The sequence below is a fragment of the Microbispora sitophila genome (assembly GCF_014892245.1).
GTDB classification, from domain to species: Bacteria; Actinomycetota; Actinomycetes; order Streptosporangiales; family Streptosporangiaceae; genus Microbispora; species Microbispora siamensis.
Window position 1 is genome coordinate 1 of sequence record NZ_JADBGC010000032.1, and the last position, 12,774, is coordinate 12,774.

Genomic DNA, 12,774 nt, shown 5'->3' on the forward strand with positions numbered 1-12,774 from the left:
GGACGGCCCATCCGCCCGGAGGGGAGAAGAACCTGCAGCTTCTCCCACTCTTCATCGGTCAACTCGTACCGGCGAATCACGCCAAGTCATGATCCAACACCTAGATCACATTGAAGACACGGCCTAGGTCTGGAGCTGACGGACGGGGAACCAATAGAAAGCGCCCCCACCAAGGAGAGGGGGCGCCTGGCGTTGTGGCTACTTGTTTGCGAGGACGTAGTCGATCATCCTGCGCATAGTGTCGACGTTCTCGTACAGGAGGCCTAAGGCCCTATTGCACTGCTGACAGAGAATGCCGCGAACCTTCCCCGTCTCGTGGTCGTGGTCGATATGGGCGGTCGTCCTGATGCCGTCGTGCTCAAATTCCGTTAGGCAAGTCTTGCACTTATAGCCCTGAGCCTTGAGCATGGCTGCGTATTCGTCAGTGGTGATGCCATACACCGACTTGCGGTTGGTGTTGATGCGGCACGGGCGGCACCATCGTGAGCCGTCCTGATTAAAAGCCCCGTATACCGCGTATTCGTGGCCCTGAGGGCAGTGAGTCTTGTTCCCGTTCCAGATGCCTCGGGTGAGCTCGTCGGGGTTTTTCCCCTGGCTGCGCATGGCTGCTTCCCACCGACATTGCTTGCACTGGCGTCGGCCGTCGCTGGTGAGGTAGGTGTTCTCTTCAGTGAGGGGGTGGCCCTTCCAGCACTCGTTCTTGCGTGAGTTGATCCCAGCCATGGTCTTTCGGCCGGTGCTCTGGGTAGCCACCTGCAGGTGCTCTCGCTCAACGCAGAGTCGGTTGCCGCAGACGTCCTCCACGATCTGGCCCTTCGGCCAGGAGGAGTACTCTTGATCGAGTAGCCACCGCCGCACGTAGACCAGTGGCTTCTTCCCTGAGGCATAGCGGGTGCCGTCGTAGTACCGGGGGTAGCCGTCTCGGTCCGTCGCGCCGGTCCAGGTGAGGCAGCCGGCACTTTCGTCCCGGATGCTGTTCTGCTCGATAATCTCAAATCTAATCGCTGGCTTGACAGGCTCCTTCTTTTCGGTTGTGCCGTATCGACGCCAACGCCTATAGCACGCCTGGCATGCCGGTTCGCCGCTCACCTTACGGTCGGGGCGTCCCTTGCAGTGGGGGGTGGCACACTTAATCTCTTTCATTTCATCACAGTATGGGGCCTAGGCATTATGAGAGTCAAGATGGACTCAAATTACCGTTTTCCTATCCCGCAACGCCGTACCAATCTGGCGATTGCCATTCGTACGATCTTCAACGGCGGGACCATGTGCGGGGTTACCTGGAACGGCGGCACCTGGAACGGCGGGACCATCCGCGGCGGGACCATGTGCGGGGTTACCTGGAACGGCGGCACCTGGAACGGCGGCACCTGGAACGGCGGGACCATGTGCGGGGTTACCTGGAACGGCGGCACCTGGAACGGCGGCACCTGGAACGGCGGGACCATCCGCGGCGGGACCATGTGCGGGGTTACCTGGAACGGCGGCACCTGGAACGGCGGGACCATGTGCGGGGTTACCTGGAACGGCGGCACCTGGAACGGCGGGACCATCCGCGGCGGGACCATGTGCGGGGTTACCTGGAACGGCGGCACCTGGAACGGCGGGACCATGTGCGGGGTTACCTGGAACGGCGGCACCTGGAACGGCGGGACCATCCGCGGCGGGACCATGTGCGGGGTTACCTGGAACGGCGGCACCTGGAACGGCGTTTTGTGATTGGGGTGTACTGCTGGGAGTGTGATCCGGGTACAGTGCTAAGTACCTGCACGCGAGTTCCGGAGTACCGGCGCTGGTGTGTTGGCAACAGAAAGCCTCGCGCACGGGGGCCAAACCAGCGCGCGAGGCCTCTGCGTTGTTCAGACGGGCGGGCTCAGCGATTCAGCTGAGCCTGTTCCCGCTGTGGAAGACCACCTCGGCGAGCAAGAGCAGACCGCGCAAGGCGACCAGCCCTAACTCCACGAGGGCCTTCCTCTTGTACTCCTTCTTGTCCTCCATAGTCACTTCCTTCGGTGCTGAGTCCCGCTCTGGGCGGGGCCGCGCGCGGTCGGTCCACGCGGCCGCGGAGGATCGACCACCGAAGAGAGGGCTTCGGAGGGAAGAAGCTACGGATCACACCTTAAGCCGTTACGGGAATCGACGAGCGAACTCTCTCTCGCAAAGCTGCAGCTCAGATGGCTGAATGTCTGCAAACTTTCCGGTTCTCTTGGGTCGCTCGTAGGTCACTGTGACGTGCGGGAATGAGATGTCTCCGCAGGCCGCAGTTGTCACCCAGTAGGCCACCTGAACTGGGATTAGTGTGATGGAAATCACATTCGCGCCGCTCGTGTAAGCCGCTATCGAGCCAGCGTGCGCTGGGGCCGCCATGTGCGAGCTGCTGTCTGGCATGGACCGGTTTCCGGGCCGCCCACCACACCTCCACCGTGCTCAGGGCAGCTCCGCATTACCGAGCGACTTCACGGGCGCGGTTCATTCGCTCGATCCATACGTCGTCGTAGCCAGCCATGCAGCGGTGGTAGATCCGCTGCAATACCTCAACGCTGTGTCCGGCCGATTCGGCCACTTGGGCGGCCGGCACACCGGCCGACAGCCGCCAGGTGACGCCCGCATGGCGTAGGTCGTATGGCGTGGCCATCAAGGGCGTGGCGAGCTGCTCGGGTGTGAGCGTGAAGGCCCCAATCTTGCGCCATAGCCGTGAGTACGTGGACTTGGGGACCGGTCGGCCACTCTCCGAGCGGAACAGTCGGCCGTCGGAGGCGACTCCGAACTTGTCGATGTGGCGGCGGAGCAGCGTCACCAGTTCGGGCGGGATCGGCACCGGCCGCACGGTCTTCTTCGACCGGCCCTTCAATCCGCGGTTGTCGTGAAGCTCGCCGTTGTCGGTGTAATCCTTGCCGACCTCGGGAGCGGAGGCTTCGAGGATCAGCTTGCCCCACCCGGAAGCGGGGAGGTGGCAGTCGGCCTCGCGCAGCCTGCTGACCTCAGCCGGGCGCATCATCGCGTAGTACATGCAGGCAAAGAAGGCCACGAACCGGGGGCCTTGGCGGCGGCCCATGTAGCTGCATACTTTGAGCGCTTCGGCAATCTGCTGTGGATTGCCCATGGCGCGCGGGTCGACGGCGTCGTCGACATCAGGTTGGGCCCATTCGGTCTTCAGCGCCTGGGCGTCCAGCGGGTTGCTCATGAGCCGTCCCTGGTTCAGGGCATAGCGCAGAGAGTTGTAGAAGACGCGGCGACGGCGCCGGTAGTACTCGGGCGCGGCCGCCGTGCCATCCAGACGCATGGCACAGGCGCTGAGTGCCTTGCCCACGACGTTGTGCTCGGTCAGGGAGGTGATCGGCAGGGACGCCTTGCGCAGCCAGTTCAGCGCCAGGATGACCTCCTCTGGCTGTTCGTAGTTCTTCCGGGAGACGATGAACGCCCATCGCAGCGCGTCCCGCAGTTCCTCAGTCCCGGGCGCTCCACACCGGTCGCGTACGAGCACGGACGTCACGGCGACCATGCTCTCCACCATTGAGCGCCGCGAGTGGGCGGAGGCCTTCGGCCACTTCTTCACCACGTAGTCCTGGGCGTGCTCGAACCATGTCACTGCCTGCTTCTCGCGGTGCATGGACTCCGGCAGGCCGGTCTCGGTGTCGAAGGCGGGCCCTCCCCCCGGAGTGTGGACACCTTGAGTGCCAGATCATGGAGATCTGGAGACCGAGGAGTTCCTGGTGGTCATGAAGGTCTATCCGCCTGAGTTCAAAGCCGACGCGGTCGCGTTGTATCTGTCGGACCCGGCCCGGACGATCACGTCGGTGGCTCGGGATTTGGGCATCAGCCGGGAGACGCTGCGGTTGTGGGTGCGTCAGGCCCAGGCGGCGGGCACCGCTCCGGCGAAGGCGCGCCCGGTGCCCAAGCGCTCGGAGGCCCCGCTACCGTCGGGCAACGTGGAAGAGGAGAACAAGCAGCTCAAGGCCCGGATCCGGGAACTGGAGCTGGAGCGCGACATCCTGCGTCGGGCGGCCAAGTATTTCGCCGGGGAGACCAACTGGTGAGTCGCTTCCAGTTCGTCGCCGACCACGCGAGCGCCTTCGGCGTCAAGCGACTGTGCCGTGGATCGCCTGCCAGGCATCCTCGCCGATGGCGGCGATCACCGCCTTAATCTTGGGATCCATCTTCGCCGTGATCGAAAGTGCGCGCCGGCGCGGCGGCAGGCGCCGATGACGCCCGCCGCGTAGAACGCCGAGTCACCGCGCACGAGGAGGATGCCTGGTGAGTCAACCTACCCCCCGCGCGCCCGGCCGTCAGAAGGGATGAGGCGGTAGTGCCGTGGAAACGGCGGCCGGCCGGGGATGTCGTCAGCCACCCCGGCCGCCGCTCGTTCGTACCGTTAGGCCTGCCCGGCGTCGTGAACGGAGCACTTGCGATAGACCTGGGTCTCGATGTTCATGCTCCCTTCGCAGGAGGAGCTGAAATAGTGGTCCCGCGCCTCCCGATACACGTCCTCGAGACCCCGCTGAGAGCTCATGAAGGAAATGAGCTGCCAGGCGGCAGCCCGGTCGACGCGGATCTCGTCAGGGCCGAACTCCGGTTTGGCGCCACCCGTGTTGGTCACCCGCGTGGAGAAGTTCCGCACGAGTTCGAAGCCGAACTGGGCGGCACGCCGCGGCAGATCGGCCAGGATGGTCCGGTCGCCGGCGTAGGCGCGATCGTAGGACTCGATCAGCCGGCGGATCACGGCGGGACCGCGGTAGGTGGTGTCGTTGACGTCGACGACGTACAGGAGCCCGCCGGGCCGTAGGACCCGGGACATCTCCAGCAGGGCCAGATCAGGGTTGCGAAGATGGATGAACAGGAAGTTCGCCGTGATCACGTCGTGGGACGCGTCCTCCTCGCCTGTCGCGTACGCGCTGCCCTGGCGGAACGTCAGCTCAGGGAAGCTCGCGCGGGCCTTGGCGAGGAGCTGGGCGGCGGGTTCGACACCCCGCACGCGATACCCGGCGAATGGGGCTTCCTGGCTGATCGCCGCCAGGTACGTGCCGGGGCCGCTGCCGATGTCGAGCAGCGACGCGGGCGCGGGCGGAAGCGGGGTCGATGCCAGCCGCGCCCGCTGCTCGGCGAGCACCAACCGGTCCTGCGCCGTCAGCCGCGGCAGTTCGGTGTCGAGTGACAGTGGTTCCACGTAGAGGTTCTCCGCTCCGAGGCCTGCCACCGCCAGCAGATCCTCACGTTTGTCGTCGGCCAGAAAACGTACGAGCGAGGGGAAGGACATCGGGGTGCCGCCAGGCGGGCACACGGCCATCAGAGCGCGGTACTCGAGGTAGAGCTCCTCCAGGGCCTTGTCGCCCTCCACCTTCATCACCATGACCGGGTCGTCGCCGGACCCGGACTCGGCGTGCTTGACGAAACCTCCTCTGCTGTACCGATCGGTCAGATGCCGGTGGTCTCCCTTCAGGACGAGGAAGAACCGGTCCGGGCGCAGTGACTCGTAGACCTGCCGGACCACCGCCATGCCCAGTCGCTTGCTGATATAGCGACCGCGGAACGCGGGGGCCTCCACTCGTTTGCTGAGCTGCACCGTCAGGCCGTCGGTTGCCGGAAGTCCCAGGGCGGCCAGCTCGGGTGCCCCGGGCTCGTACACGTACGCGGAGGTAACCGCTACGATCTCCCCGCCGGAGATGGCGCACAGGTGCAGCCCGTCGGGGTCCATGGGATGACGCACCATCTCCTCACCCCAGCCCTGTTCGCCGGTGAACGCGCGTCGCCGCAGGTCGAGGATTTCGTCACCGCTGTCACCCCAGGCCATCCAGCGCGTTTCGATGTTGATTGCGTCATCCATTCGGCAACGTCCCCTCGATCAATGACTCAACTGCTCGCCGTCACGGTCTCGGCCGCGTGGGAATGTCGCTGCGAGAACGAAATCCGGGTCGAGGCGGCCGGACGGCGGCGGACAGGTCGCCATGCGTCCATGACGGTTACCCCTCTCTTCCTGGGGAACCGGTTCTGGCAACGCCGCGTCAATCAGCGTTCCCTTGCTCGGGGAGGCCTAGGGAAGCCTCTGCCGGAACCCCGACCGTGGCGAGGCTAAAGGGCCGGCTTGCCGTCGGCTTGTGCCCTCCCCGCCGTGCGACCGGTAATCCCCGTAAGTGGTTTCAAGTGATCCGCAAGTCGGTGCGGGATCATCTGCTGAATTTCCTGGTCCCCAAAGGGGCCCCGGCTCCGGCGCCAAGATCCGGTTCACATCGCCGGCCGCGCCGGCCTGCTGTGGTGCGGCTACAACGAGAAGAAAACGATCAAGCGCGCCTATGCCTGGAAGGACGGCGATCCGACCGATCTGGGTGTGGGTGAGGCGACCGCGGTCAACGACAACGACGTGATCGTCGGTTAAGAGCCGGGGCCTTATCTCAACTCGAAGCGGTCGCCGGTGATGTGGGTGGACGGCACGAAGTATCCGCTGGCGGAGGTGTTGTCCCGGCCGTGGCTGCCCGGAGGACGGCAGGAAGACAATCCAGCCGTGCGTGGGCATGTGGCAGCGACACGACGTCAACTCCTCCGGCCAGATCCTGATGCAGGGCTTCATACGGGAGCCCGCACCGGTCGAGGAGGGGGTTTCACCCAGAAGGACCGCGCGTTCCTGCTGACCCCCACCAGCGCCAAGGCGGATCTGCAGGTCACCACCAAGGTGTCGACGGCCGAGCCGGGCCCGACCTCGACGGTGACGTGGACGGCCACGGTGACCAACAAGGGTGACGACGCGGCCGCCGATGTGCGGTTGGATGTGCTCGTCCCTCAGGCCGCGGGCGCGAGCACGTGCGAGACCTTCCGGGGTATCTGCACCGCGATCAAGGGCGGGTTCCGTAACACGGTCAAGGTTTTGGAGCCGGGCTGGAGCGCCACGGTCGAGGTGACGGCGACGATCCCGGCGGATGCGGCGGACGGAACCGAGTTGAAGGCCGAGGCCCGCGGATACAGCCTGGAGGTGCCGGATCCGAAGCCGGGTGACAACGCCGCGTCGGTGTCGGCGACGGTGCGTCCGTTGCTGGACAAGACCGGGGTGGTCCGGTCGGAGCCGGTGCGGGTCGGGTCGACGAGTTACGCCAACACGGTGACGTTGACCAACCGGCTCAACGATCCGATTCCGTTGAAGGCGATCGAGGTCGAGGGTCCGTTCTCCCAGTCCAACGACTGCCCGGTGGAGTTGCCGGTGGGGGAAAGGTGTGTGGTGAGCGTGACGTTCACCCCGACGGCGGAGGGTGCGGCGAGTGGGAGGCTGACGTTCACCACCGCCGACGGCGGCGAGCCGGCGTATGTGGTCTCGTTGTCGGGGACCGGTGCGCCGGGGAACGCGGTGCCGGTGATCCAGGTCCCGGAGGCTCCGTTGAAGGGCACGGTGGGCCAGCCGTTCACGTTGAAGGTCGACTTCACCGACGCCGACACCGCGGACACGCACACCGCGCAGGTGGCGTGGGGCGACGGTCCTCCGGTGGACGCGCAGGTGGAGCAGAAGGCCGGCGGCGGGACTGTCACCGTGACCAGGACGTTCGCCGAACCCCTCGAAGGTGCGGCGATGGTGATGGTGACCGATAGCAAGGGTGACACCGGCTGGGCGGACGTCGTCCCGTACGTCATCGACCAGGGGGTGCCGAATGCCGCCCCGGTGGTGAGCGCCGGAGGCGATGTCGAGATTCGTGCCGGTCAGCAGTGGGGGCGCTGGGCGACCTTCACCGACGACGCGGGCTCGACGGCGTGGACGGCGAGCATCGACTATGGCGACCGCACCGGCCCGCAGCCGGTGACGCTCGAAGGGCACGACATCTCCATGGCCCATGTGTGGGCCACCGGCGGTACCTATACGGTCACCGTGAGGGTGAAGGATGACGGCGGGCAGGAGGGCACGCCGGCTTCAACGTCACCGTGATACCCCCCGACGCCCCCAACCAGGCGCCGCAGGTGGCGCTGAGGGCGAAGACCACGATCGCGGCGGGGAGCTACTGGTGGGGGGCGGGTGGTTTCACCGACCCCGACTCCACGTCCTGGACCTACAGGGTCGATTACGGTGACGGTGCCGGGCCGCAGCCCCTGGAGCTGACGGCGGGTCAGTTGAAGCTGGAGCACGTGTTCACCTCCGCCGGTGACTACACGGTGGTGCTGACGGTGACCGATGACAAGGGCGCGTCCGGCTCCGCGCAGGTGCTGGTGCATGTCACCGATCCCGTGCCCCTGCGTCTGAAGGCGCCGGTCGCGGTGGCGAAGGTGGGTGAGCCGGTGGCGTTGACCGCCTCGTTCACCGACCTGGACGGCAGGGGTGACACCCACACCGCCACCTGGGCCATCGGCGGGCAGCAGGTGCCGGGGCGGTGGCCGAGCACGACGGCAAGGGCACGGTGACCAGGCCGCACGTGTTCACCAAGCCGGGCCTGTACCCGATCTCGGTGACGGGGGCCGGGGGCCGTGGAGGCCGCATGACGGCCGACACGGTCAAGGGAGAGAAGGTGTATGTGCTGGTGCACGACCGGAGCGGGTCTCTGACCGGGACGGGCAGGCTGACCGTCCCCGCCGGGACGTGCACGGTGAACGCCGCGTGTGCCAAGGAAGGCGAGGCGTCCTTCACGGTCACGGCCCGCTACCCGCGCAAGGGCAAGACGCCCACCGGCGAGGTGAGTCCGGCGGACAAGACCGACCAGCTCCACCTGAAGGTCTGGGACCGCAAGGGCAAGCTGGTCTACGACAACACCGGCTCCGCCCAGCCGGTGAGCGGCGTCATCCGCGTCAGCGGCTGACCCGCAAAGCACACCACCCCGCGCGCTCGTGGCACCACCACCAGCGAGCGCGCGGGCTCTCCTGGATCCTGCCGACCCCTCGAATGGGCTGATCCATGTGTCTCGCCCTCCTCGGTCGGGCCGGATCACGGCCGTGGTGGGCCATACGGCAGGGCCTCGGCGAACAGGGCGGGGGAGAAGTACGGTCAGCGGCGGACGCTGACGCGAGCTTCGACGATCAGGCTTCGTCCGGGTATAACCGCTGGCGGAGCCGGCGCAGATCTGGTTGGTGCCACGCAGGGGGTACCAGATCAAGACCAGTCCACACGCCGTGTGAGCCGGTCTTTTTCATGTCCTACGATTGTCGCGATCTTGCCGTTCTGCGACGGTGTCGGACGCGTCGCGACAGGGTCTGCGGGCAGCACGCGGGCAGAGATCGCGCCAAAGAGAGCGCAAGGCCCGCGTGGCCGTCTCCGCCGGAGCCTAGGAGGACTTTGTCAGGTCGGCATGGTGCTCGTCGGTGGCAGGTGGGGCATCCGTCTGTCCGGCAGCGCCTTCGGATGGAGTCCCGACCGTCGGCAGGGTGCGCCGCGGGCGGTGCGCGTATGACCGCCCGCGGCCCCGGTAGGACCTCACATCAGCTGCGCAGGCTCCACTGCTGGTTCGTGCCGCCATTGCACGACCACAGAATGATCTTCGTACCGTTGGCGGTGCCGGCGCCGTTGGCGTCCAGACACAACCCGGACTGCACACCGGTGATGCTGCCGTTGGAGTTGAGGTTCCACTGCTGGTTGGTTTGTCCGTTGCAGTCCCAGATCACCACTTGGGTGCCGTTCGAGGTGCCCTGGCCGTACGCGTCCAGGCACTTGTTGCCGAACACCTGCAGCTGCTTGCCCGACGTGTACGTCCACCGCTGGTTGGTCTGTCCGTTGCAGTCCCACAGCTGTGCCTGAGCGCCGTTGGTCGCCGTGCCGCCGCTGACGTCCACGCATCGACCCGACTGGCCGCCCACGATCGTGACGTTCTGCTGGCCGCTCCCGCCGCTTCCTTGCCTGACGAGCGATTTCGACTCAGCCGATCGATTCCCCTGGGCGTCCACGACGTAGAGCCGATACTCACCGGTCGACGTCGGAACGGCAATGGAGGTCGCGGTTCCGCTTGCCCGAGTCATCGTGTTGCCGACGGTGAAGGAGGTCGTACCCGAGGGGGCCAGCCAGACCGTCTTGCTCGCATCGCCGGTGCTGCGGATGGGAATCGATGTCACACCGGCGCCGACGAACGTGCTGGCGGGCAGGACGTAATCCGGCAGAGAAAGATTGCTCTGAGGGATGATGTTCCTGTACGCGTCCTCGAGTCCGGAGTTCACGGCGATGCTGTATGCCTGCGATGGCCAGACGTAGTCGGAGGATACGAGGATGTCCTGGACCGTGCTGTTCGGCAGGTTCTTGTTGGAGACTTTGTTGATAGGGCCGTATGTCTGCGTGATGCTCAGATCATGCTTACGCCCGAAGTCGTCGGAGTTGATGAGCCACGTGACATTCTTGTCCACGCTCAGGACGTTGTCGCGGAAGGTTATGTACGCTGAGCCTTCGTCCGGGTGGAGTCCGTACTTGTGACCGGCCGGGACGCCCTGCAGATAGTTGTTGCTGATCGTGGTTCCCGGCTGGCTGCCCAGCGTGTAGATGGGAGCCGTGTCGCCCAGGCGCTGCACCGTGTCGATGATGTGGTTGTAGCTGATGTTGTTGTTCTTCGCCGTGGTGGTGGGCCGGTTGGGCTGGATCGAACCTGACGATCCGTCGAAGTTCCACCACCCCCAGCCGAGGGTTATGCCGGACCACGGGGCTTTCTCGATGCGATTGTGCTGGATGGTCAAGGTGTCGGCGAAGTACGCCGAGATGGGGCTGTGCCCGTTGAACAACACGGCACTGTCGTAGATGTAGTTGTTCTTGATGTCGATGTTCTTGGGCGCTCCTTCGACACCCACGGGATACTTCTCGTGATTGGTGGAGGTGTAGTCCCCGATGTAGACATGCTGGGGATGGCCGACGACGATGGCGGACCCGGCGATGTCGTTGGTGTAGTTTCCGATCAACTGCGTGTTCACCACGTCGTTGGCCATGGTGATTCCGTCGACGCCGGTGTGCTGTATCCGGTTGTTCTGCAGGACGAGCCCGTCGGCGTTGTCGATCTGAATGGCGCCGGGCGCCATGTCGACATTGCGGTAGTAATAGACGTGGAAGTTCTGCTTGGCATATGCGAGCGCGCCGAGATTGCCCTGCTGGGCTTGTTTGAGCACCGAGCCGGCCACGTTGAACAGGTTCCAGTCGGAGTGCTGGACCGTGAGGCCGGCGAATGTGATGTTCCGGACGCGAGCGCTGGTGGAGGTGCCGGCGACCCTGAGAAGGGTGGACACGTTGTTCGGCGCGAAAACCGTCGCGGTCGTCATGTCCTCGGAGGTTGCCTTGTAGTAGTACAACGTCCGGCTCGTCTTGTCGAAGTAGAACTCGCCCGGCGTGTCCAGGAACTCGTAGGCGTTCATGACCTTGTGGGCGCCGCCGACCTGGGCGTTCCCGTTGAAGGCGCCCTGGGCGATAGCCGCTCCCGGCTGCTGGAACTGAGCTATACGGTTCGTGCCGTCAGAGGTGACCTGCCGGACTCCCACGATGGCCGTGGTCCAGGTCGTCGCCGTCTCTATTTCGATGTCGTCCTGATTGGCGGCGATGGCGGGAAAATCGCTCAGACTGTACTTCGCTCCCGCGCACTGCGAACCCGATTCCCACGCCCAGGGCGCCTGTCCCGCCGTGATGGTGTAGGTTCCGTAACACCCCTGCGAGTTTATTGTTTTCGAAGCCATGTACGCTCGCTTGTCGTTGACATAGAGCGCACGGAGCTTGTTGCTGCGATTGAGCGGTGCTTTCCAGATGTTACCGCTGTGCTGCGTCCATCCGGTTACCTGAACGCCTCCGCTGAGGATCGGCGTCTCGTTCTGGTACGCGGCGTATACGACCCGGAATCCATTCGTGCCGGAGTCGGCCGGCGTGAAGTCGATTGTGCTGCCGACCGGATAGTTGCCCCCGCGGAGGTACACGTAGATGTCGCCTGTCATGTCGGCGTTCACCGTGCGAACGACATCCCTCGCGCGCTGCAGGGTTCTGAACGGTGACGTGATCGTTCCAGGGTTGGCGTCGTTGCCGTCGGGGGCGACGTAATAGGTTGCCTGGGTCGCTGCCGAGGCCGCGGTATTACCTGTGAAGGCCGACAGCAACACGGCGGCGACGAACACCGCAAGCGCTGCTAACGCCTTCCCAGTGGTGGACAGGGCTGACTTCACGCTCTGTTCCTTTCGCTGGTTCCGAGCAGATTTTCGCCGCGAAATCACCCCGCCGTAGCAGAACTCATCGGGGTGTGCCATTGCGCGGGCGTGACGCCTTGTCTTGCAGTTGCGGACATCGATCGGAGGGTCGTGCGCCTTTGCGGGCCGAGGGGCCGGCCGCCCTCACGCCATGCGCGGCAATCGCGGAGAGCGTGGGCCTCGGCAGGCTCGTCGTCGGGAAGGCCGAATGTTCTTACCGCGGGATGAGCGGTGCCGGCCGGTCTTGCGCACCGAGCATTCGTCACAGGCGGCTCATGGACCCTCCAGTACGCGAAGGACGAGCCTGCCGGTGCTGAAGGAGTCCTGGCCGTCCGCCCCGGCCCCGCGCTGACGAGGGTCACGCCGCCGGGGCCCGAGGTCTCCTCATAACACGCCCTAAGAATTTGTGGCAGACGTGGCGTTACCATTTCGAGACGACACGTATTACGTATGCCGACTGATGTCTACGGGTAATGTCGCATCAACAGGGGTGTCGTGCAACAGTCGATGGAGCGCGGGAAGGCCCACCTTCGTCGACCCCCAGAGCCGGCGACGCCGAGTGATCTTCCGCGACATGGTGGGCTTCCCGCGGGTTGAGGCGGGACGCCGCCGGTCGTGCGTCCTGCGACCTGGCGGGTCGTGGTCCGATCTGCCAGGTCAGGGCCGGTGTCTCCGTTTCCG

9 protein-coding genes are annotated in these 12,774 nt (G+C 65.3%); 5 read left to right on the plus strand and 4 right to left on the minus strand.

Going from position 1 to position 12,774, the window contains the following annotated elements; all coding sequences use genetic code 11:
- Nucleotides 1–198 precede the first annotated feature (198 nt).
- A complete protein-coding gene (locus tag IL992_RS39470) occupies nucleotides 199–1,143 on the minus strand; it encodes an endonuclease domain-containing protein (RefSeq protein ID WP_193208414.1) in 945 nt (314 codons plus the stop codon).
- A 123-nt stretch (nucleotides 1,144–1,266) separates the two neighbouring features.
- On the opposite strand from IL992_RS39470, the gene IL992_RS39475 reads away from it, so the two are divergent.
- The gene (locus IL992_RS39475) at nucleotides 1,267–1,719 is read left to right on the plus strand and encodes a hypothetical protein (protein ID WP_193208415.1); all 453 of its coding nucleotides are present in this window, start codon (nucleotides 1,267–1,269) and stop codon (nucleotides 1,717–1,719) included.
- Between the two features lie 724 nt (nucleotides 1,720–2,443).
- Here the strand turns inward: IL992_RS39475 and IL992_RS39480 are convergent.
- Nucleotides 2,444–3,610: a tyrosine-type recombinase/integrase gene (locus tag IL992_RS39480; protein ID WP_193208416.1), complete on the minus strand. Its 1,167-nt coding sequence runs from the start codon at nucleotides 3,608–3,610 to the stop codon at nucleotides 2,444–2,446.
- A gap of 64 nt (nucleotides 3,611–3,674) precedes the next feature.
- On the opposite strand from IL992_RS39480, the gene IL992_RS47120 reads away from it, so the two are divergent.
- Entirely contained in the window at nucleotides 3,675–4,037 is a 363-nt protein-coding gene (locus IL992_RS47120; protein ID WP_404804817.1) for a transposase, read from the plus strand.
- 335 nt (nucleotides 4,038–4,372) lie between these two features.
- On the opposite strand, the gene IL992_RS39490 is transcribed toward IL992_RS47120, so the two are convergent.
- Nucleotides 4,373–5,821, minus strand: coding sequence for a methyltransferase domain-containing protein (locus IL992_RS39490; RefSeq protein WP_193208417.1), 1,449 nt, complete (start codon nucleotides 5,819–5,821; stop codon nucleotides 4,373–4,375).
- A gap of 588 nt (nucleotides 5,822–6,409) precedes the next feature.
- Here IL992_RS39490 and IL992_RS39495 point away from each other — a divergent pair.
- From IL992_RS39495 to IL992_RS39505, 3 genes are read left to right on the plus strand one after another with little or no spacing between them, the layout of a single operon-like run.
- A complete protein-coding gene (locus tag IL992_RS39495) occupies nucleotides 6,410–7,900 on the plus strand; it encodes a PKD domain-containing protein (RefSeq protein ID WP_226874647.1) in 1,491 nt (496 codons plus the stop codon).
- Nucleotides 7,897–8,370 (plus strand): PKD domain-containing protein, encoded by a 474-nt coding sequence (locus tag IL992_RS39500; RefSeq protein ID WP_193208419.1) that lies wholly within the window; start codon nucleotides 7,897–7,899, stop codon nucleotides 8,368–8,370. The genes IL992_RS39495 and IL992_RS39500 overlap by 4 nt, the downstream gene beginning before the upstream one ends.
- Entirely contained in the window at nucleotides 8,340–8,762 is a 423-nt protein-coding gene (locus IL992_RS39505; RefSeq protein WP_193208420.1) for a hypothetical protein, read from the plus strand. Before IL992_RS39500 ends, IL992_RS39505 begins: the two co-directional genes overlap by 31 nt.
- 616 nt (nucleotides 8,763–9,378) lie before the next feature.
- Here IL992_RS39505 and IL992_RS48735 read toward each other — a convergent pair.
- Nucleotides 9,379–12,072, minus strand: a complete 2,694-nt coding sequence (locus IL992_RS48735) for an RICIN domain-containing protein (RefSeq protein WP_319019116.1) — start codon at nucleotides 12,070–12,072, stop codon at nucleotides 9,379–9,381.
- Nucleotides 12,073–12,774: the final 702 nt, after the last annotated feature.